The sequence below is a fragment of the Stenotrophomonas sp. STEN014 genome (genome assembly GCF_056760315.1).
This window is the reverse complement of record NZ_JBRREN010000005.1, coordinates 1-24,929: the sequence shown is the minus strand read 5'-3', so window position 1 is coordinate 24,929 and position 24,929 is coordinate 1. Positions and strand designations below refer to the sequence as shown.

The window sequence follows — 24,929 nt, the reverse complement described above, 5'->3', positions numbered from 1 at the left end:
CAAATACCACCAGTTGCGCCGGAGCGGCGCGGTTGCGGGAGGGAAGGGCGCATTGCACGGTTGCACATGCCGCGTGCAGCGCATTGCGTGTCCGCTCCCCACCGGGGGCGTCAGCTTAATGATCGGGCGCGAAGCTGCAAGCGCGGCGAAACGCCGCGCGGTGATGGCTGCCGGCTATCGGTTGTGGACGGCCTCCAGCAGCGTGGTGGCGGCCAGCTTGCCCAACGGGTTGGCGGCCAGCGGACTGTCGCCGGTCAGCAGGGTACCTTCGCGGTGCACCGCCCCGGAGATACCGGTGTTGAGGATGTCGAAGCCCAGGGCCTTGAGCTGCTCGCCGAACTTCCAGGTCAGGTGGCCGGGCATATAGCCGATGTCGGGCGTCTGCGCGTCCATCGCATCCGGGAAGGCGACGATCTTCTTGCCCCGGTAGATCGGGCTGTCGCCCACGGCCAGAAACGCCGCCGGGCCATGGCACAGCGAGATCACGAACCTGTCCTTTGCCGCAGCCCATTCAAGCACCGCCTTGACCTCCGGGCTTTCCGGCAGCCCGATCAGCGCGCCATGGCCGCCGGGGATGAACACCCCGAGGTAGTCCGACTCCTCGCCCAGTGCGCTCTCGACCACATCGGCCAGCTTCAGTGGTTGCTTGAATGCCTCGCGGTACCTGGCGAACAGCCCCAACACCTCGGTGTCTTCTGAAGGCATCGCCCAGTATTCGAACTTGACCGGATTGCCGGACAGCGTGGCGACATCGAAGGCGAAGCCGGCCTTGTCTAGGTGGTACATCGGCAGCAGGGTCTCCACCGGATGGTTGCCGGTGGAGAACAGCGTGCCGTTGTCGGTCAGCAGATAGCGCTCATCGGCGCCGATCATCAGCAGCTTCCAGCGCCCGCCGGTGTAGGGCGTGGAATAGTCCGCACCGTCCAGGTCGGACCTGGGCGAGGTGAACTGGCTCAGCGAGTAGGGCGACGGAAAGAACGCGTTGTCTTCGGCCGGATCGGGGGTGGGGCGGCGGTCTTCGGGGGAGGTGTTGCTCATGGGGATCTCCTGGGATGGGGGCTGGGACGCCGGTGGAGGTTGCAGGGCGTTGGGAAGACCGACTCTATGGGAGCGGGGAGAAGGCGATGGTGAGGACCGGCGGGACAGCGCCGTGCTGTCCGGGGCCGCGGTGGAAGCCTTGACGCACCGGGCAAAAAGCCTGGCCCTTCGAGCAAACCGCCCCGTCGTCCGGGTAAACAGCCCGGGGTTCCGGACTGAGTTACTCGGCAGCCCGAGCAAAAATCTCAGGCCACCGGGCAGATTGCTCAGCCTTTCCGAGCAGAAAGCCCGGCGTTCCGGGAAAATTGCCCGGCGTTCCGTGCTCAGTTACCCGGCGCTCCGGGCAAAAAGCTCCGTCAACCGGGCAGATTGCTCCGCCTTTCCGAGCAGAAAGCTCGACGCTCCGGGCAAATAGCCCGGCGTTCCGAGCTCAGTTACCCGGCGCTCCGGGCAAAAAGCTCCGTCCATCGGGCAGATTGCTCCGTCGTCCGAGCAGAAAGCTCGACGCTCCGGGCAAATTGCCCGGCGTTCCGAGCTCAGGTACCCGGCGCTCCGGGCAAAAAGCTCCGTCCACCGGGCAGATTGCTCCGTCGTCCGAGCAAATTGTCAGGCGGTCCGAGTAACAAGCCCGGCGAGCCGGGTCGGCCCGATCAGCGCCGTTCTGGCGCTGATACGGATGGACAGCGGGCCCCGAGCGCGCCGTGATTACTGGCAAAGGGCGATGGCGCGGGAGCGCTGGTCGATCATCACTGTCATCTGCTGCAGCACATGGGCGCCCACCAGCAGTTCGGGATAGCGCCCGGAGACACGGACCTCGACGTTGGCGAGCGTCATGCCGCCCAGGCGGAACGGGCCAGGCAGCTGCGCGCGCCCGGTTTCGATGGTTGTGTTGGACAGCGTGCCGGTGCCGGCGCGTTGCAGCGGGGTGTCGGACAGCCGGGCGTACAGCGATTGCGGCAGCACGAAGCTCACGTTCGCACCGGTATCCAGATTGCCGCTGGTTGCCACCCCGCCGATGGTCACCGGGATGCGGAAAGCGCGCTCGTAGCCGATCGCGCCCGGCTGATCCTGAGCCAGCGCCAACGTCCGCGAGAAGTACAGGGTCTTTTCCGGGTAATCGATGACCAGCAGCCCGTCGCTGAAGAACTCCCGGCCGAGGATGCCGGAGAACGCCTCGGTCGCCGGCTTGTTGCCGCTGTAATCGCGGGTGATGACCTCAAGATCGCGGTGGACGAGGCCGCCCAGTGCCAACGAATCCAGCCGCGTCACATCCGCCTGGGCACGGGTTACGCCATCGGAGTTGTCCGCCTGCCCGTGAACCGTCAATCCCAGTGCCGAGACCAGACTGGTGTCCGCACGGCCCATGCCGCTGGCGCCGGTATCCACGGCAAACCGGAACGGCCCGCGGCCGTTGACGCCCACCGGAACGTAGATGCGGCCATCGATCACCTCAAATGGCACGCGCAGCTGCCAATCCGCCTCCGGCCTATCGGCCAGCGCGCAGGCATCGGTTGCAATTGCCGGGGCGCTGACGGAGCACAGCAAGGTCGTTGTCCCGATGGCGTGCCGGCACCAACGCTTGCGTATCGATGCCGGCGATGACGCCAGCGACAGGGTCGGGAAGTGCCGCTTCATGGAGACATCCGTTGTGAGCAGAGGTGGGGCAACCTGTCACGGTGGTGGCCCCCTCGCCACCGGCATGCGACCGAGGGGCACAGCAACCGCCCAAGTGGGGAATACCGCGATGAAGCTTCTGAAGCGGCTACCGCAGAGGGGCTGTCTGCGCACCGGCCGACACCGGGGACACGGGCATCGACGGGACATCCTGACGGGCAGGGAGGGGGCGGCCGGGGCGAATGTGCCGCGCTCAGGCGAAGCGGGCATCCGCCCCTGCCTGGGAGGGACTACAGCCCCAATACCTCGGCAGCGAATGCCTGCGCCGAAAAAGTATTTCCGGGTGGACCGCAATAGCGGCCCGATTGCGTATCCAGCACGTAGCTGGCACTGGCAAGCAATGAACCGTCGCCTCGATCCTTGATCTCAATGGTTTCACCTTGCAGTCCCAGCGGCCAGGGGAAATCGCGTGCCCGGGTCAGCACCGCATACCTGCCTTGTGGCTGCGGCACTGTGATGCCGTCCATGTTGTCCGGTGTGAACTGAAAGTAGCCTTGCTGTCCTTCGGGAGCGGTCGTCACCACAAAATCGAGCTTCCCACTACGCAGGAGGCCATTGCGCATGATTGCGCCATACGTTCGATATTTGAGTTTGGATGCCGGCGAACCTCGTGGTGCGATCGTCCAACTCCAATCCGGTGCCAGGAACACACTGCGCACGTCCTTGGCACGCCGCACAACCTGCATGCCTGCAGTGACGCAGCTGGCATCAAACACGCGGTCCCGTTCCTTCGCGTGCGCCTGCAGTCCGCCAGATCCGGAAGCACCATAGATTCCATACATCATGGCAACCATTCCTCCGGCTGACAGGGCCGCCAGCAGGACGAGGCTTTCACGCCCAAGGCGGAGGCGGGCAAACTGTCCGGCCGCAAGCAGTGCCATCGACATCACCCACAGTGCATATCCCCAACCATAGGCGCTGACCGGCGACTGTGAAGATATTTCGTGCACGCGCACATGCCTATACAGCGGGAACGAAAGCGCCAAAGCCAGCGCCACGATAGCCAGGATTGCCGAGGCCCGCGGTTTCTTTTGTGCCAGGAATGCCGCGATCAGAAATGCGGGATTGGCGAACCAGCCGAAATTCAATTCAAGTGCCGCTGCCCATCCCATAAGCAGCAGACCAAGGGACGACTGCGGCTCAAAATTCCCACCGACATAGATGGCCGGAAAGAAGAAGCAGGCCAGGTAACTGGCGACAGCCACAAATACATGGACGTTGAGCGTCACCGATCTCGGGTTCATGTTCATCCTGAAAGTCCAATCTGAAGGCCATAGATGGACGCCAAACTTTCTGGAACGTTTTTTTTCAGCTGTCCGGTTTTCAACCACGAACCAGATCCAGCGGCTGCGACCGGCTTTCCGGTCATCAAGGTGGACTGCACGGAGAAAGCTGGTGGCGACGTATGGACCGCTCCGGAAGCCACCGCTGGATCGCGCACAGGCCCGGAAGCGCCGGTTCCGAACTTCACCGGAGCCGCAAAAAACCTCAACGGAGTAGCTCGGAGATTATCCGGCGGATGGGAGCCGCCCGTCGCAGATGCTGGCGCGGCGGACCCAAACGCCAGCAGGCGGGGCATCTTCCATATCCTGCATCGCCTCGACGCAAACCGCTCTAGCGACGGCTGTCTTCGTAAACTGCGGCAACCTGCGCGAAGCTGGGGTTGGACATTCCCATGCCGTTGATAAATACGGCTGGCGCGCCCTGCTTGAAAACCTCGACGGTGCGATCCACCGCCGCACGCTGCTCCGCATCGGGATTTGCAAGCTCGAAGGAAATCGAGCTGCCCCTTGTGACGGGAATACCATGATCTTTCAGTGCATGGATCAGGGCTTCGGCCTTTTGCGCCTGCTCCGAAGGACAGTTGGGTGGCGCCAGAACCAATACGGTATTGCGTGGTGTGCCGCCGGGCATTTCCAACGGAATGAATCGATTGCTGCTGACCCCGCTGTCTGCGGTGATCGTGGGAAGGGCGGAGGGGGCACGCTTGCTCCACCAGTTAAATCCGCCTGCCAGTCCCAGGGCGAGCAGAAGCATCATCCACAAACGCATGAGTCGTCTCCTTATGTGCTGTAAGTCGAACCGATGTCTGGGGCGCGTCGCCGCCGTGGCATCGGCGGTACGGTCCCTGGCACCTGCCAATCGGAATGAGCAAGCCCGCCAGGCGGGTGCGGCTTGAGCGAATGGCCGAGCCGTTGATCAGCCGAGTAGCCCGGGTAAGGTCATCGGCCGCACCCGGGGAGAAGCCACAATGCAGGCATTGAATAAGTCCCGGGTGCGCGTTGCTTACCCGGGCGACTTGCTGGTTACGGCAACGGCGGTGGGTTGCCGGGCGCCGCCTGAGCCATGCTGGCGGCCGGTGCGACTGTGCCGCCCAGAACCGCCTGGGCGATCAGGTTGTCCAAGCGGCGCACGTCCAGCCCCTTGTTGAGGTTGACCTTGATGTGACCGGCCTTGGTCCAGAGTTCGATCTCGGAGTTGAAGTTGAACAGGCCGTGGCCGTTCTCCGACGACCACATGTAGATCGAAGAGTACGGCAGCGAATAGATCTCCACCTTTTTGCCGGTGATGCCCTGCGCGTCGCGCACGATCAACCGCTTGTTGGTGAACACCGCTGAATCGCGGAAAGTCTTGTAGGCCGCCACGGCGGTCTCGCCGGGCATCAGGATCTCGTTCACGTCCTGCGGAATCGGGCATTCCGATACCAGCGTCCAGGCCAGAATTGCATTGGTTTCCATGTTGAAGCCGTCCCCGTAGTTGCGAGTTGTTGTGCGGTGAAGGCGGAATTGTAGGCGCCGCGCAGGTCAGGGCAATAGGTTTGAACTAATTGCTTTTGTAAAGGTGGATCTGGCACCGTACTTCGGCCCGGGTAAGGCCATCGGCCGCACTTGGGGAAACACCGCAATGCAGGCATTGACTGAGCCCCGGGTGCGCGTTGCTTACCTTGGCTACTCGCTGCCATGGGCCCGTCTGGACAGCCTTTGCAGCGCCGAAAGGTCGCGCGTACTAGCCAATAAACCGTATCTGGAACAGGTGGCGATGACGAAGGGCTCTCTCCCGCCTGTGTACACAAGAACGTCGGAGCCTTGGAGGGGGACGAAGCCATCACCGACAAAGTTGATTGAGTCTTCAGCGATTGTCGGGACAGTGTCCCCTGGAACCAAACCGCCTTTCCAGACTTGAAGAACACGTAGCCTTGCGAAGTTGAAGCTGTCTTGGCCAAAACCGGGTGCCGCATAGATTTCCTCGACGTGAGCCGAGAAGACATTCTCTGCTGCCGAGTAGGCCTGCCTTACGGATTGCTGCCCGCCGCACGACATGGCCGCGGCGGGGGTGGACATGAGAAGATAGGCAATGAGAGCAAGTAATTTCGACATGGCGGCCTAACGCCTGAATTAAGCCGAGCCGCGAAGCGGCTTCGGCTTGAATGAATTGTTAGGCCGCAGCCGACGGAGCGTTAGAACTACAACCGGAAGCGCAGCCGCGAACACAAGCAAGTCTATTGCCAGAGCTGCAACCGTGAATGGTCTAGAAGATGGTGCCGACATGAGATAGAAATCGAAGGCGGCGCCGATGAACGAGATAGTAGCCGCAGCAAGAACGGCGTACTGGCGATAAAGCAGCGCAACCGGAACCGAGAAGGCGATGCCGGCGAGCAGGCCGCAGAGGGCGGAAGCCGCAAGAAGCCCAGACAACTGGAATGGGCGTGAGGTGAACAAGTCAGGGAGCCACTGCACCCACAGTGCGAGTCGTGAGTGAACGTGCCAGTAGCCGTACAGCAGCGGGAAGTAGAGAACGAACTGCAGTACGAGCCTCATAACTCTCCCATGCGGCCTAACACCTGAGTTAAGCCGCGCCGCCAAGCGGCGTCGGCTTGGATGAATTGTTAGGCTGCATCTGCGGCAGCGGCCTAATCACGAAAGACATGGCACAGGTCTCGCAAATGATCGATCACCGTGTCACACGCAACCAATATGTCGTTTTGGCGAGCAAGTATCTCTTGCCAGTGGGCATCATCTGCGCCCGCAGCGTTGGGAAGATGGATGTAGTTGCGTACAGCCTTAAGTAGTTGGAGGTGATCCCAAATTCTCGCCACCTCCGGTCTGGGTTGACCGTTGTCCTCCCACGCCTTTAGAAGGCCGCCGAAAGTACGGTCGTAAAGTTCATCCGGTCGTCGACCAAGGCCGCGCTCCTCGCCAAGAGCAGCCAGAGCCGCCTCTACGATTGAAACAGCCAGAAGCACATAAGTGCGTATAGCTCCGGCCCGAACAGAAAGCGAGAGGCTCATTGGCCGCCAATCAGGATGCTCCACCGGCACTGACTGAAGGTTCTCAAGAAGATACTTGAAGAACTGCGAGAACTGGACCTGGAACCCTAGCTGCCTAGCCAGCGATTGATGAGCAGCTCCCGCCCACTCCAGTTCCAGATGGTGGATAGGCGATATCTCAAAGTCGGGGTTTCTTAGTGAGAAGCGACGCATTGTCTTTTGCAGCCTAACGCCAGAATTAAGCCGCGCCGCGAAGCGGCGTCGGCTTGAATGAATTGTTAGCCTCGCCCTCCAAATGGAGCGGAAGGAACCATGGAGTAGAGTTTAATGAAGCAGAAAATCAAAAGCAGGCAGCCTGGAAGGAAAGACGCGAGAACTAATGGGTAGAGGCTTGCGCCCTGCATGATTGGGCCGCCTTTTCGCCCGGCGATGTCCCCTTGAAGTAAGTAGCAAATAAGGAGCTTTGCTAAGTACACCGACAGGGTGATTGTAGCTAGCAGCCCAAGCCCGATGGGCCACGAACCTAGGGCAAGCATTTTCCCGGCGAATGTAATCAGATATATGGCCGGAAACGCGATCGCTGCGACCCTCGGTGTGGGCAGCAGGCGTTCCCTCCGTAGCGTTACTCGCCATTTTTGTTGACGTCGAGAAATGCTGCTCAAAAGGCTAACGCCGGAATTAAGCCGAGCCGCGAAGCGGCTTCGGCTTGAATGAATTGTTAGGCAGCATCACTCGCACCAAACCTCACAGACCTTCTTTGTGCGAAGGTTTAGGATCTTTGCTGAAGCACAAGCACCGTAAGGGCTGCCTTCCAGAAAGATCACGCGATCACCTTCTTCCATATTGAAACAATACGTCTTTGCCTCGTACTTTTCGCCATTGATGACGAAAAGATCGTCGTTGTGCGACACCTCAATCTCGTACTGGGTTGATGCGCTAACAGTAGATGCAACGACGAGTAACGCTGTAACGGAAGTCCAGCGAGCAGCCTTCTTCATGATGCGTCTCCCCTTGAGGTGTGCTGCCTAACTCTAAGTAGACCCCAGAAGTGGGGTGTAGCACGGAGTATTACCCCACATCCAAGGAGTTGGAAAGGGATGGCAGGCCTTTCAGGTCAGTGGCTTGGCCGCTGCTGGAGGGATAAGCGCGCACGACGCTCCCCCGCAAAACCCCCAATTTTGCTGGATAAGCACCTATTAGCCCGAGAGCGGGTGATAACGCCGGGAGGCCACGGCATTTTTTAAAGAAAAAGCCCGGCGAATGCCGGGCTTTTTGACAATCAATCAGCGGTCACGATCACTCGATCGGCTGGTCCAGCATCAGCTGGCGGGCGAAGCGCACCGGCGGGGCGCCGTAGGACAGGATCTGGTCGTGGTAGGCCTTCAGGTTGAAGTTGGCGCCCTGCTTTTCTTCCACGGCCTTGCGGGTGTCGAAGTGTTCCTGCGCGCCGACAAAATACGTCGGCAGCTGCGCGGAGGTGAGCTGGGCGCGGATCCATTTGCCCGAGGCTTCGCTTTCCTGCTGGAAGGCGTCGTGGGTCATCAGGTGCATGGCCTGCTCGCGGCTCCAGTTGTCCACGTGCACGCCCTGGTCGAGGATGGCATTGGCAATGGTGCGCAGGTAGAACTTGAGCTGCACCAGGTGGAACAGCGGGTCGTTATCCAGATAACCCTGTTCCTGCATCATGCGTTCGGTATAAACCGCCCAGCCTTCAGCAAACAGGCCCGAGCGCAGCACGGCGCGCAGGGTGGAGGGGAATTTGCCGGAGTGCCAGCCTTCCAGATAGTGGCCCGGCGTGCCTTCGTGGATGGAGAGCAGGTGGATCATGCGGCTGTTGTATTCGCGCAGGAACGAATCGACCTGCTTGTCGTTCCAGTCGTCGGGAATCGGCGAGACGGCGTAGAAGGTCTTGAGATTCTTGTCCAGCGGGCCGGGCGAATCGCAGTAGGCCACGGCTACGCCGCGCTGGAATTCGGGCATCAGGATGATGTCCACCGGCGAATCGGGCAGGGTCATCAGGTCGTGCTCACGCACGAACGCGGTGGACTGGTCCAGTGCGGCCTTGGCGTCTTCGACCACCTTGTCGCGGGCCGGTTTGTCGGCATAGGCCAGTTCCAGCGCCGCTTCGATCGCCGCCTGCTGCTGGGCGTCGGTGGGATTGGCCGGCATCTGCGGTGCGCCGGGCTTGTCTTTCAACACCACCTGGGCGATGCCGTACATGTCGGTGCGCACGCGGGCCAGTTCGGCACGGGCGCGCTCGCCGATCTCGGCGCGCGACAGCGAGGAGTTGAGCGAGAACTTCAGCTTCTGGTCGTACTTTTCCGCACCGATGCGGAACTCGCCCTTGGCGTTGGGTACCAGGGTGCTGTCCAGCCAGGTCTGCTGCTCTTCCACCGCCTTGGTCAGGCCGGCGATGGCGGTCTTCAGGCGCTCCTGGTCGGCCGCTTCGAGCTGGCCGAGGTTGGGCACGATGAAGGTTTCCACCAGACTGAGGATGCCGCGGTTCTGCTTGGCGACGGTTTCGGCATGGATCTTCGGTACCCGCGCCGGATCGAGGTTGGCGCGGGCGGCGGCGAAGATCTGCGGGATCTTCTCGATGCGCGCGGTGGCCGATTTCAGGCGCTCGGGCAGCGGTGCGAATTCGCGCGCCATCAGGCCGTAGATGGCGCTGCCGGCCAGGCCGCTGTAGACCTGCGGGTCCCACTGCCAGGACTGCAGGGTCTCGTTGGACCAGATGTCCGACTGCAGCTGGTTGCGCAGGATGGCGGCATCGACCTGGTTCTCGCGGCCGAGCTTGCTCACGTCGATCTTCTCCAGATCGGCCAGCAGCGCCTTGCTCGCTTCCAGGCTCTTCTGTTGGCCGGCGGCGCTGACGTCGTCCAGTTCGGCATCGAAGCGGTGATCGCCGATCTGCGTGGCGCTGACCGGGGACAGCTGCATCCAGGTGTCCAGGGCCTTCTTGGACAGTTCGGCGAACTGGGCGTCGGCCTGGCTCTGCCCGGCCTGCTCGGTGGCGGCGGACGGGGTGGTGGGGGCTTCGCCACTCTGGCAGCCGGCAAGGCTGGCGAGCAGGGCGGCGGCGAGCAGGTGCTTGCGCATCGGTGATCCTATGGGGCGATTGATGTCGGCCAGCATAGGTGGCTGTGGTGGCGGCTGCACCTGCCGTTGGTTGGTGTAGCGGTGCTGGGGCGGCCCGCAGGCCAACCGGCCGCTGCCCGGGAGCCCCCGCGAAGCCAGGGGCATCCCCGTGGCGGCATGACGCCGGTATTGCCGCCATGAGCTGGCGGCGCGGTCAGCCTTCGTCGTGCTCGTATTCGACAAAGACATCCAGCGTCCGCGCGAGCCGCTCTACCGCCAGATGCACGTTCTGGGAGGTGGCGGCGTTGCCGACTTCGATTTCCAGCTCATGGATTCCCGGGCCATGTTCATCGGACAGCCCCGCCGAGCTGGAGTCCTCATCATCCAGGTGGGGCATCAGATCGTCGGTTTCCTCGATGTGTTCGACGCCCTCCAGGCTGGACAGCAGGTTGCTGATGGCACGCGCGTCGTCGGCGCTGCCGGTAATGCGGATACGCAGGATAGGCATTGGGAACCTCCGGGCAATGGAGCGCCAGCATAGGTACGGCGCGGAAAAGGACGGGTGAAGCGCACGTGGGAAATCGCGGCGCTTCATACCGGGGTGTTTGCCGGGCCCGCACGCGGTGCAGGCGGTTCTGACCGGTGCCGGCCTGTATGCGAGGAGCCTGTTGCAGTGCAGTGCAGTGCAGTGCAGTGGACGAGCGCTCGCGTACGTTGGGATGGACGCCTTCAGGCGTTTCCCCATCCGCCTGCGGGCGCAACCGCCGCGCTGCGGTACACCCATGCCGGACCAGACGCCGCGCTTATCCTGCGGCGGACGCCAGTGGCGCGAAACGGCGCACCGGCTGGCCCTCGATGACCACGGTTTCGCAGAACATCGCGTACGGCCGCACCCACAGTCCGCCTTCACCGTAGAGCGCACGGTAGACCACCACCGGCTCCAGGGTTTCGCTGTGGCGGGCGACGCCAAGGACCTCGTAGTCCATGCCCTTGTAGTGGCGGTAGCGGCCCGGGGCCAGTTCGGGAGCGGGGGCGAGCTCGGACATAGTGGTTCTCAATCGGTGGGGGAATTACTTCACGGCGCTGCCAACGCGCACCGGCAGCGGGATGTTGCACAGGTCGATATGGCCGGCGGCGCGTTTGTAGAAACCATCGACGCGGTTGCGGCGGGCTTCCACGGTGGCGGCGAAGGTTTTCGAATCGGTGCGCAGCACCTGCAGCGGTACGCGCTGCTCGACCGGCAACGTGCTGCCCAGGGTGATGGCCTTGATCGGTGTGCGCTGCGCGGCATCGTCGTAGAAGCCCATCGGCTCGGGGCCTCGCTGGATCGCGCTGAGCAGCTCCATGCCCTTGAGCACACGGCCGACCAAGGTGATGTTGCGGTCCAGCTGGCGCGGCGACTGGCCGATGACGACATACAGCTCGGCGCCGAGGCTGCTGTCCTCGGCGTTGTTGCGTCCGGCCCCGAGCGCGCCATAGCAGTGCGCCAGCCAGCTGTGCTGGCCATCGCTGCCCACGGCGAAGTCACCGACAAAGCCGGTCTGTGTGGCCCAACCATCGCGGTCGGGCAGGGCGGTGAAGGCCAGGCCTTGGGCGGGGCGCTGGAATTCGGCCGGCAGGTGGGTTCTGGCGCTGCCCATGGACCTGGCCTTGGCGGCGTCATCGGCCTCGGCATCGCCGAACTGGACCACGAAATTGTCCTGCGCGCGGTAGATGCTCAGCCCGTCCCAGAAGTGCTCGCGCGCCAATGTGCGGATGTTGCCGACGTGTTCGGGGGCGAAGTCCGGCGCCAGCTCGATGATCACCCGGCCGCCGTCCACGTCCATATAGAGGAGGTTTTCCGGCGCCGGCGTGTGCCAGTCGCTGGCCGGTGAGGCGTCGATGATCTCCTGCGCGCTGCGGTATTTGGCCGGTGCGTCGGCGGCCAGCAGCGAAAGCGGAGACAGGGCCAAGGCCAGGGTCAACAGCGAACGGCGAAGCGTCATCGGGCACTTTCCTGAACGGGTGTGGGGCGATTCTGCGGGATCGCCGGGCCCCGCGGCCAGTCCATGCGCAGGATGGGGTGACTATCGGCACATTCACTATAGCGAACTAAACACTAGTGTTGCCTTCAGGCTAGTGTGCAGGAGTGAGGGCCATGAGTGAGCTTGATGCCCAGCTACGCAAGTTCCAGAAAGAACTCAGTACCGGCACGGTGTCGCTGGCGTTGCTGGCGGTGCTGGCCAAGGCGCCCGAGCCACTGTACGGCTACCTGATCGCCAAGGAACTCGAGCGCGTGGGCGAGGGGGTGCTCAGCGGCAAGCAGAGCGCGTTGTACCCGGTACTGCGCAATCTGGAAGGCGCCGGGCTGCTGGAAAGTCACGTTGAACCGTCGGTGGCCGGTCCACCGCGCCGCTATTACCGCATCAATGACGACGGTCGTGCCGTTCTGCGGCAGTGGATCGCCGCCTGGAAGGCCACCCGCGACTCGGTCGAGTCCGTACTGGAAGGAATCAACTGATGAACATCGAAAACACCGCGCGGCAGCTGCCGACGACGATTCCCGAATACCTGGAGCAGTTGCGCACGGCGCTGGCCGGCGCGGACCCGGCGATGATCCAGGACGCGCTGTACGACGCCGAGGAATACCTGCGCTCGGAACTGGCCGAGCAGCCGGGCAAGAGCGAGGCCGAGGTGATTGCCGGGGTCGCCGGCAGCTACGGCGCACCGGAGGAAGTGGCCGAGATCTACCGCGAGACCGAAGTGACGGTGAACCGCGCCCTGCGCACGCCGCGTGCCAGCGCTGGACCGGTGGTGCCGGTGATGGCGGCGGCTGTGGCCGCAGCTGCGGCACCACCGGAACCGGCTTCAGCGCGAGCCGCACAGGCCGAGCCGCCTGCCGCGCCGCCGCGTTCGCTGCTGATGCGGCTGTTCGGGGTGGTGCTCGATCCGCACACCTATGGCGCGCTGTTCTACATGCTGCTGTCGCTGGTGACCGGCACCTTCTTCTTCACCTGGGTGGTGACGGGCATGAGCCTGTCGCTGGGCCTGCTGATCCTGATCATCGGCATCCCGATCCTGCTGCTGTTCCTGGGCTCGGTGAGGGTGCTGTCGCTGCTGGAAGGTCGCATCATCGAGACCCTGCTGGGGGTGCGCATGCCGCGCCGGCCGGCCTATACCGATCGCAGCCAGGGCTGGCTGCAGCGCATCGGGGCGATGTTCTCCGACGGCCGGACCTGGCTGACGATGCTGTATTTCCTGCTGATGCTGCCGCTGGGAACGCTGTACTTCACGCTGGCAACGGCCTTGCTGTCGACGTCGCTGGCACTGGTGTTCGCACCGTTGGCCGATCTGCTGTTCGGGCAGCCGGTCGGGATCTGGATCGATGGCGTCAATATCGGCTCGCCGTTCTGGATGTGGCCGTTGACGGTGGTGGCCGGCCTGCTGCTGCTGCTGGGCACCCTGCATCTGGCACGCGGCATCGGCAAGCTGCACGGCGCGCTGGCCAAGCATCTGCTGGTTCGCCTGTAAGCCGTCCGGGCAAACAGAAAGGGCGGGGTGCTCGCGCATCCCGCCCTTTTGCGTTCCACTTCCGGCGTCAGCGCTGCGCGCGACGCCGCAGCGGGGTGACGTTGCTGCCGGCGGCGGCCTTCTTGCGTGGCTTGGCAGCAGTGGTCGGCTGCGCATGGCGGGCCAAGAAGTCGCGCACGGTGGGGTAAACCACCTCGCGCCAGCGGCGGCCACTGAAGATGCCGTAGTGGCCGGCGCCCTCGACGATGAAGTGGCTGCGGCGCGAGGCCGGAATACCGGTGCACAGCGCCTGCGCCGCCTCGGTCTGGCCGAGGCCGGCGATGTCGTCCAGCTCGCCTTCGATGCTCAGCAATGCGGTGTTGCGGATGGCCGACGGATCCACGCGCTCGCCGCGCACATACCACTCGCCGCGTGGCAAGAGGAACTGCTGGAACACCACCTTGATGGTGTCCAGGTAGAACTGCGCCGGCATGTCCAGCACCGCGTTGTATTCGTCGTAGAACTGGCGGTGGGCGTTGGCATCGTCCATGTCGCCCTTGACCAGATCGGTATAGAAATCCCAGTGCGACATCAGGTGGCGGCTGGGATTCATCGATACGAAGCCGGCATGCTGCAGGAAGCCCGGGTACACCCGGCGGCCCTGGCCGGGGAACGGGGCCGGCACGGTGTGGATGACGTTGTTCTCGAACCACGACAGCGGATTGCGCGTGGCCAGGTTGTTCACCGCGGTGGGGCTGCAGCGCGCATCGATCGGGCCGCCCATCATCACCAGCGAACGCGGGGTGGCTTCGCCGCGGCTGGCCATCAGCGAGACGGCGGCCAGCACCGGCACGGTCGGCTGGCAGACGCTGACCACATGCACGTTCTCCGCGCCGAGGTGGCGGATGAACTCCTGCACATACTCCACATAATCGTCCAGGCCGAACTCGCCCTGTTCCACCGGCACCATGCGCGCGTCGATCCAGTCGGTGACGTAGACGCGGTGGTCGCGCAGCAGCGTGCGCACGGTGTCGCGCAGCAGCGTGGCGTGGTGGCCGGACAGCGGCGCCACCACCAGCACGATCGGCTGGGCCAGCAGTTCCTCGACCTTGGAAGCCTCGTTGCTGTGGCGCTTGAAGCGCAGCAGCTTGCAGAACGGCTTTTCCACCTCGGTGAGCTGGGCGATCGGCACGATCTCGCCGTCCAGTTCCAGCTCGTGGATGTTCCACTCGGGCTTTTCGTAGTCCTTGCCGATGCGGTGGAACAGCTCGTTCATCGCTGCCAGCCGATCGGCCCCGGGCATGGATGACCACCAGTGGCCAGGATTGTTGAAGAACGCCGCATTGGCCTGGGCCTGGTGAACCCAGGGCGCGAGCAGGTTGCGGGTCAACTCATGCAATTGATAAAGCATGGATCACTGATTATGTATGGTCATATGTTGCTGCGCAGCATAGCGCACTCCAGCGCTGGCGGCGTTAAAAGCGGGCGTCGAGGCTCAGCGGCCCTGTTCCAGCGCGGCGACATCCTCGTCGAAGGCCGGCCCGAGCCAGCAGTGCGAGCCCACGGACTGGAAGCCGGCGCGACGCAACTGGCGGCGATACCAGCGGGCCGGACGCTGCTGGAAACCGTCGTGGTCGCCATGGAAGTCGTCTTCGGCGGTGAAGGTTTCCAGGAACGCGACGCCGCCGCACAGCTCGGCCAGGCCTTGCAGCCCCTGTCGCAACTCGCGGCTGGGCACGTAGTGCATGACATCCGAACACACCAGCAGGTCCACCGGTGCGCACGGGCGCAGCCACTGGAAATCACCGAAGCCGGCCAGATGCAGGTTGCGGGTGCGGCCATAGCGGCGCACCGCGTACGCGCTGCTGTCAAAGCCCATGTACTGCAGTTTCGGCCGCAGCTTCAGCAGTGGCGCGCGCCAGGCGCCCTCGCCGCAGCCGATATCCAGCACGCTGCGGACCGGACGTTCCAGGTAGTACTCGGCCGTGGCCACGGCCAGCTGCACCTTGCGCGCCAGGCGCGCGGGACCGCCGATGTCATCGCGCCGGTACCAGCGTTGGAAGTAGGCGGCGTCGTACTGTTTGTCGTGCATGTGCGCAGGGGAGGTGGATCGGTGAAAATGGCGATCATCCTACGCCGCCAAAGGGGCCAGTGCATGCAGTCGTACTTCTGGGTCAAGACGTTCCATCTGGTGTTCGTGGTGGCATGGATGGCGGCCGTGTTCTACCTGCCGCGCATCCTGGTCAACCTCACCGAAACCGCAGGGCAGGCCGCCGTGGTGGAGCGGCTGCAGCTGATGGGCAAGCGGTTGTACCGCTTCGGCCACATCATGTTCGGCATCGCCTTCCTGCTTGGACTGGTGCTGTGGCTGGGCTACAAGGTGCTGCCCGATTTCCCGACCATGGTCGCACCGGGGGCAGCCGGCTGGCTGCATGCCAAGCTCGGACTGGTGGTGTTGCTGCTGGTCTACTACAGCGTCACCGGGCGCTGGTTGAAGGGCACGCTCAAGGGCAAGGCGTTGCCGTCTTCGCGCGCGCTGCGCTGGTTCAACGAGCTGCCGCTGGTGCTGTTCATCGCCATCGTCTACCTGGTGCTGGCCAAGCCGTTCTGAGGGGATCAGGAAATGAGATGAAAAGGCCGGCATTGACGGCCTTTTTGTTGCACACCCCACGCCGCAGCGGACGTGCTCATGGCACCGGCGCGGTGCCGTGGCGCAGAGCGGCGACGAATTGCGGGTGCCGGGTGATGTCGCTGTGGTCGGCGTCGGCGAAGGTGATGACCTCGGCAAGGCCTGGGCGGAAATGACGGGCCAGCTGCAACGAGCTGTCGTTGGGGATCACCGTATCGCGGCCGGCGATGATCAGCGTGCTGGGGGCGCGGATGCGGCCGGCGAAGCGCCAGGACTCGTAGTGGTCGCGCAGCAGCCAGCGCACCGGAAACAGCGAGAACATCCGCGCCGCCAGCCCGGCGATGCTGCCGTAGGGCGTGACCAGCACCAGCCGGTCGGCAGTGCGCGCGGCGGCCAGCTGCACGGCGACACCCGAGCCCAGGCTGCGGCCGATCACGGTGATACGACCGGCATCTGCGGCGAGGGTGTCATACAGCGAGAACGCATCGGCGATCAGCGCCGACTCGCTCGGCATGCCCGAGCTGCCGCCGTAGCCGCGATAGTGCATGGCATGGATGCCGGCATCGGGGAAGGCGCGCTCCAGCAGCGGCAGCGTCTGCGCCACGTCCTCGGCGTTGCCGCCGAAGTACAGCACCAGATGCGGGCTTTGCCGCTGATTGCTGCTGATCAGGATCCGCGCATCGTCGCGTTGCAGCGTCCAGTGGGGCGTGGCGGGATCACGCGGGGCAGGGTGGTAGAGCAGGGCGCGGGCATTGACGGCCAGAAAGCCGCAGGCCAGCAGATAGATGCCGGCGACCACGGCCGAGGCGCTGGCCACCACTTTCGTTCCGGTATTCATCGCCTTGCCCTTGACGGGTGCTGGTGAGGATTGTGGACCTGGCGGTGTCGTGTGGGAGTCAACAAAAAGGCCGGCAATGCCGGCCTTCTGTCAGAGCGCGGTTGCGCCGGCGGGCTCAGGCCGCCTCGTAGGCTCCGTAGCTGCGCAGGCGCTTGTAGCGCTGCTCCAGCAGTTCCTCCACGCCCAGCTTTTCCAGCGCGTCCAGCTCGTTGAGCAGCACGGCCTTCAGGCGCTTGCCCATCTGCGTCGGATTGCGGTGGGCGCCGCCGATCGGCTCGCGGATCACCTTGTCGATCAGACCCAGCCCCTTCAGGCGCGAGGCGGTCATGCCCAGCTGCTCGGCCGCATCCTTGGCCTTGCCGGCGTCCTTCCAAAGGATCGAGGCGCAGCCTTCCGGGCTGATGGTCGAGTAGACGCTGTATTCGAGCATCAGGGTACGGTCGCCCACGCCCAGTGCCAGCGCGCCGCCGGAGCCGCCTTCGCCGATCACGGTGCAGATCACCGGCACCTTCAGCTCGGCCATTTCCATCAGATTGCGGGCAATCGCCTCGGACTGGCCACGCTCCTCGGCGTCGATGCCGGGCCAGGCGCCGGCGGTGTCGATCAGGGTCAGCACCGGCAGCTTGAAGCGCTCGGCCATCTTCATCAGGCGCAGCGCCTTGCGGTAACCCTCGGGCTTGGGCATGCCGAAGTTGCGACGTACCTTTTCCTTGGTATCACGGCCTTTCTGGTGGCCGATCAGCATCACCGGGCGGCCGCCGATACGGGCCAGGCCGCCAACAATGGCCTTGTCATCGGCGAAGGCGCGATCGCCCGCCAGTTCCTGGAATTCATCGCAGAAGATGCGGATGTAATCCAGCGGATACGGGCGCGACGGATGGCGCGCCACCTGCAGTACCTGCCACGACGTGAGGTTGCGGAAGATCTGCGCGGTACGCAGGCGCAGCTTGTCTTCCAACGCCTTGACCTCGGCATCGACATTGACCGCCGGCCCGGCGCTGGCACTGCGCAGGTCCTTGATCTTGGCTTCCAGATCAGCGATGGGTTGCTCGAAATCGAGGTAGTTCGGGTTCATCGGAAACCGTCATGAATTCTAAAGGGGGGAAGTGTAGCCGAACGCGTCAGATCAACCCGTACGCGTGCGTCCGGTCAATTGGCCCACGGCGGGCTGCATTTGACCTTGACCGTGCGCACTGCGGGATCTTCGCGCAGTGCATCGATCAGTTTGGTGCTGACACGGACCGCACCGCTGCCGCCCAGATCGAGCATGCCGGCGATGCTGCCGGTCTTATCCTTGAGCAGCAGGTCCACACGCAGCGGTGTGCGACCGGGGCGATGGGTGTCCAGCAGTGCATCGATGCGCTGCCAGACCGGGCCGTCGCGTGCATCCACGCGCAGTGACAGGCGGATCGCATGGTCGGCGCAAAGCTGCTCGTAGTCCCAGCACTGGCGGATGCGCAACGCATAGCCGCCGTTGAACTCGTCCTCGCGCAGGCCACCCTTGACCACCAGGATGCGGTCCTTGGTCATCAGGTGGCCGAACTCGGCCAGGCCATCGGTGAACGCGCTGCATTCCACGCGGCCCTTGCCGTCTTCCAGCTGCATGAAGACCTGGCTCTCGCCCTTGCGGCGCACCCCCACCACCATGCCGGCCAGGATCACCGGGGCTTCCTGGCGCCAGGCGCGCTTTTCGCCGTCCTTGCCAGGACGCGCCGGGGGGATCAGCTTTTCCAGCCCGCCCAGATCGGTGCCGACCAGCTCTTTGACGTCGTCGGCAAAGGGATCGAACGGGTGGCCGCTGAGGTAGAAGCCCAGTGTCTCGCGCTCGCCTTCCAGCAGCTGGCCCAGTGCCCATTCCCTGCTTTCCGGCAGGTCCAGCTGCAGCGCGGTGTTGACCGGATCCGGAGCGCCGAACAGCGAATTCTGTCCGGAGGCCTTCTCGCGCGCCATCTGCTCGGTGGCCTTGAGCACTTCGGGCAGCTGCAGCATCAGCGTGGCGCGGTTCGTGCCCAGGCCATCGAGCGCGCCGCAGTTGATCATGGCTTCCAGCGTGCGCCGGTTGAGCTTGCCCGATTCGATGCGCGCGCAGAAATCCAGCAGCGAGGCGTACTCGCCGTTGCGTTCGCGCTCTTCGACCACCGCCTCGCAGGCGCCCTGGCCGACACCCTTGATCGCGCCCAGGCCGTAGCGGATGGTGTCGGCGTTGGCGGCCTCGAACATGTAGGCCGATTCGTTCACGCGCGGCGGCAGCACCGTCAGGCCGAGATTGCGCACTTCGGCCAGGAAGCCGACCACCTTGTCGGTGTTGTCCATGTCCGAGGACAGCGTCGCGGCCATGAACTCGGCCGGATAGTGACGCTTGAGCCACGCGGTCTGGTAGCTGACCAGCGCGTAGGCGGCGGCGTGCGATTTGTTGAAACCGTAGCCGGCGAACTTCTCCATCAGGTCGAAGATCTCGTCGGCCTTGGGTCCGTCGACGCCGCCCTTGGCCGCACCTTCGCGGAAGATCTCGCGGTGCTTGGCCATTTCGGCCGGCACCTTCTTGCCCATCGCACGGCGCAGCAGGTCGGCGCCGCCCAGCGAGTAGCCGCCGACGATCTGCGCCATCTGCATCACCTGCTCCTGGTACACCATGATGCCGTAGGTGTCTTTCAGGATGGCTTCGGTGCGCGGATCGGGATAGATGATTTCTTCCTGCCCGTGCTTGCGCGCGTTGAAGGAGGGAATCAGGTCCATCGGGCCGGGGCGGTACAGCGACACCAGCGCGATCAGGTCTTCGAAGCGGTCAGGACGGGCGTCCTTGAGCAGGCGGCGCATGCCCGAGGATTCGAACTGGAACACCGCGCCGGTGTTGCCGTTGGCGAAGATGTCCTTGTAGGTCGGCGCGTCGTCCAGCGGAATCTGGGTGATGTCCACCGGCGGGATGCCGGCGCGCTCGTGGCGCTTGTTGATCGCCTTGACCGCCCAGTCGATGATGGTCAGCGTGCGCAGGCCGAGGAAGTCGAACTTCACCAGCCCGACTTCTTCCACGTCGTTCTTGTCGAACTGGGTGACCGGATTCTTGCCCTGGCCGTTCTCGTCGTGTTCGGCGTACAGCGGGCAGAACTCGCTCAGCGGCTCGGGGCCGATCACCACGCCGCCGGCGTGCTTGCCGGCGTTGCGGGTGAGGTCTTCCAGCTGCAATGCCAGATCGATCAGGTCGCGGACATCGTCCTCGCTCTCATAGCGGGCGATCAGCTCCGGCGAGGCCATTTCCGAATTGGCGCCTTCCTTGCCCATGCCCAGCGCATCTTTCAGATGGATGCCGAGGATGTTCGGAATCAGCTTGGAAACGCCGTCGACCAGCCCGTACGGGAAGCCGAGCACGCGGCCGGTGTCGCGCACCACCGCCTTGGCGGCCATGGTGCCGTAGGTGATGATCTGGCTGACGCGCTCGCGGCCGTACTTGCGCGCGACGTAGTCGATCACCTCGTCGCGGCGGTCCATGCAGAAGTCGATGTCGAAGTCGGGCATCGACACGCGTTCGGGGTTGAGGAAACGCTCGAACAGCAGGTTGTAGGGCAGCGGGTCCAGATCGGTGATCTTCAGTGCCCACGCGACCAGCGAACCGGCACCGGAACCGCGGCCCGGGCCGATCGGAATGCCCTGGTTCTTGCCCCACTGGATGAAGTCGGCCACGATCAGGAAGTAGCCGGGGAAGCCCATCTTGATGATGGTGTTGAGTTCGAACTCGAGCCGCTCGAAGTAGTCCTCGCGGCTCATGCCCGGCGCCAGCGGATTCTTCTGCAGGCGCTCTTCCAGACCGTCGCGCGACATCTTCTGGATCCAGGTGTCCAGGGTCTCGTCGTCGGGGACCGGGTAGTTGGGCAGGAAGTAGGTACCCAGCCGCATCTCGAGATTGCAGCGCTGTGCCAGCGCCAGCGTGTTGTCGATCGCGTCGGGGATGTCGGCGAACAGCTCGGCCATCTGCTCGGGCGATTTCAGGTACTGCTCGCGGCTGTACTCGCGCGGACGCTTGGGGTCATCCAGCACGCGGCCGGTGGAAATGCACACGCGCGCTTCGTGCGCGTCGAAATCCTCCGGCGACAGGAAACGCACGTCATTGCTGGCGATCACCGGCAGGCCGCGCTGGCCGGCGGCCATCAGCGCGAACTGGTTGAAGGCCTCTTCACCGTCGCGCTTGGTGCGGGTCAGCTCCAGGTGCAGGCCATCGCCGAACACGCGCTGCCAGTCGGCCAGCTGCTGTTCGGCCAGGTCGTGGCGGCCTTCGGCGGCCAGCCGTCCGGCCAGGCTCTCGCGGCCGGCCAGCGCGAACAGGTTCTGGCAGCCGTCCTTGAGCCATTGCGGATGCACCGCCACCCCGCCTTCGGGGCGATGGCCTTCCATCCACGCCCGGGTGAGCAGGCGCGACAGGCTCAGGTAGCCTTCGCGGTCGCGGCACAGCAGCGTCATCCGCCACGGGTCCTGGCCTTCCTCGGCGATGAGCAGGTCGGCACCGGCAATCGGCTTGACCCCCACGCCTTCGGCGGCCTTGTAGAACTTCACCAGCGCGAACATGTTGTTCAGGTCGGTGACGGCCAGCGCGGGCGCCTGCATCTCTACCGAGCGGCTGAGCAGGTTGGCCTGTTTGGCTTTCTTGGGGTCGGCCTGATCGGGCTTCGCCGGGACACGGATGGTCGAATCCGCCAGCGAAAACTCGGTGTGGACGTGGAGATGGACGAAACGGGAAGTGGACATGCTGTGCCAGAATGATGCCCGGGCAGGGTAGCGGTGGGGGCCGGTGGGGACAAGGCTTGACATCACCGTGGGCGGTTGCCGGCTCGTGGTCCGGGAGCCGGACGACCGCCCGGCGGCGCGCTGGCGACCGTGCCGGTACGGGCGGGGATGGGCCTCCTGTACCGCGGCGTGGGGTCCGCAGGCGGTACAGGACCATGTGCATGTGCCCGGGTGGCCGTCCGGGCGACGGACGACCCGGCCAGGCAACCGGGGCCAACCGACATCCCGGCAGTGTCAGTGGACGCGGAAGTAGCGCATCGGCTCGGGAGCGTAGCTGTTTTCGCGGACCCGACGCTGGTGCTCGTGCAGGCGCGCTTCGATCTCGCGCAGCTCCAGCCAAAGGCTGCGGCTGAATGCGATTTCCGTGTAATCGCGCCCCTGGCGTTCGGCCTCGATGCGGCGCAGGCGCTGGTAGTCCAGGAAGTTGGCGACCTCACCGGCCAGCTGCGGCCATGCCGTGTCGATCACGATGGCCTGGTCGAGCTGGCCGACCCCGGGGACCGAGTCAGGAATCAGCTGGCGGTTCTCATGCAGATAGCCGAGCACGCAACGGGCGCAGCTCACCGCTTCGGCGACCGGTTCCCAGTCATCGTCCTGGAGCATCTGCTCCACGAGCCGGGCCTGCTGCAGCCGCTGCCGGATGCAGGCCGACGGAGCGGTGTTGCTGCTGCCCAGGATGCGGGCAGCGGTGGCCAGCTGGTCGACTTCCAGTGGCCGGGTGCGGCCCAACCGGGCCAGCAGCTGGTTGAAGCGTTCGACTTCCCGCGGAAGCAGCACAAAGTCGTTCACATGGTTGCGGCGGTGGGGATTGCTGCCGGGGGACTGATCGAGCACCTGCGGAAGCGGAAGGCGGCCGTCGAAGGCGGTGGAGTCGAAGGTGGCGTACATGGTGGTGCTCCAGGCGGGGAAGGGGGGGCGCCCGTGAAGAACGGTGCAGCACCAGCATCCGCTTGGGCGTAGCATGGGTCATGATGGCAGGCGGAGCCTTCAGACAGTCATTGCGCTGGTTTCTGAGGTTTTGATGAGGGCTTGCCGATGGGGTCGACCGGAGACCCGGGTAACACTGGTCACGCGACCGAACGCTACCGTTTTGACGGCATCGTGGTCGACGCGGTCGCGCATACGCTCAGCCGCGACGGCCAGTTCCATTCCGTGGAGCCCAAGGCGTTTGCGGTATTGCTGCTGTTGCTGCGGCACGCCGATGAATTGCTGGAGCGCGACCAGTTGCTCGACGCCGTCTGGGGCCACCGGCACGTCACCCCGGGCGTGCTGACCCGCGCCATCGCCCAGCTGCGTGCGGCTCTGGATGACCACTCGCACGAGCCGCGCTATATCCAGACCCAGCACGGATTGGGATACCGGTTCATCGGCAAACTGTTGCCGGCCGAAGAGCCGTCAACCGCCACGCCGGCCCTGACCGAGCCGCTGCCACCCGGGACCGGGCTGTCCACGCTGGCTGAGAGCGCAGCTGCGGCGCAGTCGCCCCTGATGCTGGAGCCGGCGCCCAGGCCGGCATCGCGGCTGTCCGGGGGGCGTCAGGCCGCCAATGTGCCGCTGCCGTTGTGGCTGCGCTCGCGCGGGATGCTGATCGGGACCGGGCTGGCGCTGCTGGTGCTGGCTGCCGGCGGATGGTGGCGGAGCCATACCACCATCGGGCAACCGCCGGTGGCCGAGGCCTCCATCGCGGTGATGCCCTTCAGCAGCCTCAGCGACAACGCCGATGACCGCTATTTCGCCGATGGCCTGGCGGTGGAAATGCACGATGCACTGGCCGATGTGCCGGGCCTGAAGGTGGCGGCGCGGCAGCTGGCGGCGCCGGCCAATGCCGAGGACGAGGACGATGTACGGCGGATCGGACGCCGGTTGGGGGTGGCCACGTTGCTGGATGCCAGCGTACGCCGCGAGGGCGGCAAGGTGCGGATCAGTGCGCGGCTGTCGGACACCACGACCGGATTCACGCTGTGGACCGATACCTATGACCGCGAGATCCACGACGTGTTCGCCTTGCAGAGTGAGATTGCCGGCCAGGTGGTGCATGAACTGCTTGGGCACCTGCCCGGGGAAGTCCCGGGGCTGGCGCAGCGCTTGACGCCCACCAACGACGTCGACGCCTACGATGCCTATCTGCGCGGACTGGCATTGCTGCAGCGTCCGGTCGGTGAGACCGGCAATGAACGGGCGATCGCCAATTTCCGCCAGGCGCTGGCGGCCGATCCGCATTTCGCCCGCGCCCAGGCTGGCATCTGCCGGGCGGAAATCGCCCGGCTGGAGGGAGTCAGCGATGCGGTGGCGTTCGAGCGGGCGCGGCAGGCCTGCGCGCAGGCCCAGGCGATGGATCCGGGGCTGCGCGAGGTGAGCCTGGCGATGGCCGAGATCGCCCGGGTCAGCGGCCAGAGCGCGCGCGCGCTGACCCTGTACCGGCAGGCCACCGACGACCCGGCGCTGCGTGCCGACGGACTGGTCGGGTTGGCCCGCACCTATGGCGCGCTCGGGCAGGAGGCGCGGGCGCTGGACTACTTCCAGCAGGCGGTGGCGGCGCGGCCCAGCGACGCGCAGATCTACCGTCTGCTCGGCTATCACCACTGGCTGCGCGGCGAGCTGCCCCAGGCGATCGAGGCCTTTGTCACCGCCACCCTCCTGCAGCCGGAAGACAGTCGCCTGTGGAGCAGCCTGGGCGGTCTGTATCTGGCCCAGGGTGACAGCGCCCAGGCTGGCCGGGCGTTCAGCATGTCGTTGTCGATCGAACCCAATGCCGGGGCGCTGACCAATCTGGGCGCGATGAAATTTGACAGCGGCGAATACGCCGTCGCTGCAGGGTTGTTCCAGCAGGCCACGGTGCTGGAGCCGGACGACTATCTGCACTGGGGCAATCTGGCCGATGCGCTGGCCGCCTCACCGGACACCGCCGCCCAGGCGCAGGTGCCATACCGGCGCGCGGCGCAACTGGCGCAACGTTATGTCGACGTGCGCCGCGACGATGCGTACGCGCTGGCCTTGCTGTCCTGGTATCGCGCCAATCTGGGCGAGCGGGCACGCGCCCGGGAGGACCAGACACCCCCCCGCCAAAAAGGCACCCCCCCCGCCCCCGGGCCCCGGGGGTGTTGGGACCACCAGGCCCAGCAACGAGGAACGCAAAATGA

At 64.8% G+C, this 24,929-nt stretch carries 23 protein-coding genes; 4 read left to right on the top strand and 19 right to left on the bottom strand.

The window, feature by feature from the left end:
* Window positions 1-174: 174 nt before the first annotated feature.
* From hchA to ACVOMC_RS08385, 13 genes are all read right to left on the bottom strand, one after another.
* On the bottom strand, window positions 175-1,038 hold the full coding sequence (gene hchA, locus ACVOMC_RS08445) for a glyoxalase III HchA (protein WP_481523597.1): 864 nt from the start codon (window positions 1,036-1,038) through the stop codon (window positions 175-177).
* Between the two features lie 705 nt (window positions 1,039-1,743).
* Entirely contained in the window at window positions 1,744-2,673 is a 930-nt protein-coding gene (locus tag ACVOMC_RS08440) for an aspartyl protease family protein (RefSeq protein ID WP_481523596.1), read from the bottom strand.
* Window positions 2,674-2,942: 269 nt separating this feature from the next.
* On the bottom strand, window positions 2,943-3,962 hold the full coding sequence (locus tag ACVOMC_RS08435; protein WP_481523595.1) for a hypothetical protein: 1,020 nt from the start codon (window positions 3,960-3,962) through the stop codon (window positions 2,943-2,945).
* A gap of 364 nt (window positions 3,963-4,326) precedes the next feature.
* Window positions 4,327-4,764 carry a hypothetical protein gene (locus ACVOMC_RS08430; RefSeq protein ID WP_481523594.1) on the bottom strand — a complete coding sequence of 146 codons (438 nt, stop codon included), beginning with the start codon at window positions 4,762-4,764 and terminating at the stop codon, window positions 4,327-4,329.
* A gap of 254 nt (window positions 4,765-5,018) precedes the next feature.
* Complete coding sequence (locus tag ACVOMC_RS08425) at window positions 5,019-5,450, bottom strand: PH domain-containing protein (RefSeq protein ID WP_481523593.1); 432 nt, start codon at window positions 5,448-5,450, stop codon at window positions 5,019-5,021.
* A 210-nt stretch (window positions 5,451-5,660) separates the two neighbouring features.
* Window positions 5,661-6,089, bottom strand: a complete 429-nt coding sequence (locus ACVOMC_RS08420; protein ID WP_481523592.1) for a hypothetical protein — start codon at window positions 6,087-6,089, stop codon at window positions 5,661-5,663.
* 18 nt (window positions 6,090-6,107) lie between these two features.
* Window positions 6,108-6,530, bottom strand: a complete 423-nt coding sequence (locus ACVOMC_RS08415) for a hypothetical protein (RefSeq protein WP_481523591.1) — start codon at window positions 6,528-6,530, stop codon at window positions 6,108-6,110.
* Between the two features lie 92 nt (window positions 6,531-6,622).
* Window positions 6,623-7,192, bottom strand: coding sequence for a hypothetical protein (locus ACVOMC_RS08410; protein ID WP_481523590.1), 570 nt, complete (start codon window positions 7,190-7,192; stop codon window positions 6,623-6,625).
* 515 nt (window positions 7,193-7,707) lie between these two features.
* Entirely contained in the window at window positions 7,708-7,977 is a 270-nt protein-coding gene (locus tag ACVOMC_RS08405; protein ID WP_481523589.1) for a hypothetical protein, read from the bottom strand.
* 298 nt (window positions 7,978-8,275) lie between these two features.
* Complete coding sequence (locus ACVOMC_RS08400) at window positions 8,276-10,078, bottom strand: DUF885 domain-containing protein (protein WP_481523588.1); 1,803 nt, start codon at window positions 10,076-10,078, stop codon at window positions 8,276-8,278.
* A gap of 193 nt (window positions 10,079-10,271) precedes the next feature.
* The gene (locus ACVOMC_RS08395) at window positions 10,272-10,565 is read right to left on the bottom strand and encodes a hypothetical protein (RefSeq protein WP_054660288.1); all 294 of its coding nucleotides are present in this window, start codon (window positions 10,563-10,565) and stop codon (window positions 10,272-10,274) included.
* Window positions 10,566-10,860: 295 nt separating this feature from the next.
* A complete protein-coding gene (locus ACVOMC_RS08390; protein WP_481523587.1) occupies window positions 10,861-11,103 on the bottom strand; it encodes a DUF1653 domain-containing protein in 243 nt (80 codons plus the stop codon).
* A 24-nt stretch (window positions 11,104-11,127) separates the two neighbouring features.
* Window positions 11,128-12,042 carry a peptidylprolyl isomerase gene (locus ACVOMC_RS08385; RefSeq protein ID WP_481523586.1) on the bottom strand — a complete coding sequence of 305 codons (915 nt, stop codon included), beginning with the start codon at window positions 12,040-12,042 and terminating at the stop codon, window positions 11,128-11,130.
* A gap of 152 nt (window positions 12,043-12,194) precedes the next feature.
* Here ACVOMC_RS08385 and ACVOMC_RS08380 point away from each other — a divergent pair, with 152 nt between their 5' ends.
* On the top strand, window positions 12,195-12,557 hold the full coding sequence (locus ACVOMC_RS08380) for a PadR family transcriptional regulator (protein ID WP_054660281.1): 363 nt from the start codon (window positions 12,195-12,197) through the stop codon (window positions 12,555-12,557).
* Window positions 12,557-13,567: a sensor domain-containing protein gene (locus ACVOMC_RS08375; protein ID WP_481523585.1), complete on the top strand. Its 1,011-nt coding sequence runs from the start codon at window positions 12,557-12,559 to the stop codon at window positions 13,565-13,567. Before ACVOMC_RS08380 ends, ACVOMC_RS08375 begins: the two co-directional genes overlap by 1 nt.
* Before the next feature lie 67 nt (window positions 13,568-13,634).
* Here ACVOMC_RS08375 and ACVOMC_RS08370 read toward each other — a convergent pair whose 3' ends face one another.
* A complete protein-coding gene (locus tag ACVOMC_RS08370; RefSeq protein ID WP_481523584.1) occupies window positions 13,635-14,957 on the bottom strand; it encodes a polyhydroxyalkanoate depolymerase in 1,323 nt (440 codons plus the stop codon).
* A gap of 84 nt (window positions 14,958-15,041) precedes the next feature.
* A complete protein-coding gene (locus tag ACVOMC_RS08365; RefSeq protein ID WP_481523583.1) occupies window positions 15,042-15,638 on the bottom strand; it encodes a class I SAM-dependent DNA methyltransferase in 597 nt (198 codons plus the stop codon).
* Window positions 15,639-15,701: 63 nt separating this feature from the next.
* Between ACVOMC_RS08365 and ACVOMC_RS08360 the strand changes: the two genes are divergently transcribed.
* Entirely contained in the window at window positions 15,702-16,157 is a 456-nt protein-coding gene (locus tag ACVOMC_RS08360) for a CopD family protein (RefSeq protein WP_057505801.1), read from the top strand.
* A 76-nt stretch (window positions 16,158-16,233) separates the two neighbouring features.
* On the opposite strand, the gene ACVOMC_RS08355 is transcribed toward ACVOMC_RS08360, so the two are convergent.
* From ACVOMC_RS08355 to ACVOMC_RS08340, 4 genes are all read right to left on the bottom strand, one after another.
* Window positions 16,234-17,013: an alpha/beta hydrolase gene (locus ACVOMC_RS08355; RefSeq protein ID WP_481523582.1), complete on the bottom strand. Its 780-nt coding sequence runs from the start codon at window positions 17,011-17,013 to the stop codon at window positions 16,234-16,236.
* A gap of 115 nt (window positions 17,014-17,128) precedes the next feature.
* A complete protein-coding gene (locus ACVOMC_RS08350; RefSeq protein WP_481523581.1) occupies window positions 17,129-18,088 on the bottom strand; it encodes an acetyl-CoA carboxylase carboxyltransferase subunit alpha in 960 nt (319 codons plus the stop codon).
* A gap of 74 nt (window positions 18,089-18,162) precedes the next feature.
* Complete coding sequence (dnaE, locus tag ACVOMC_RS08345) at window positions 18,163-21,750, bottom strand: DNA polymerase III subunit alpha (RefSeq protein WP_481523580.1); 3,588 nt, start codon at window positions 21,748-21,750, stop codon at window positions 18,163-18,165.
* Window positions 21,751-22,023: 273 nt separating this feature from the next.
* Window positions 22,024-22,677, bottom strand: a complete 654-nt coding sequence (locus ACVOMC_RS08340; protein ID WP_481523579.1) for a hypothetical protein — start codon at window positions 22,675-22,677, stop codon at window positions 22,024-22,026.
* 147 nt (window positions 22,678-22,824) lie between these two features.
* On the opposite strand from ACVOMC_RS08340, the gene ACVOMC_RS08335 reads away from it, so the two are divergent.
* A partial coding sequence (locus ACVOMC_RS08335; protein WP_481523578.1) for a winged helix-turn-helix domain-containing protein occupies window positions 22,825-24,929 on the top strand: 2,105 nt, incomplete at its 3' end.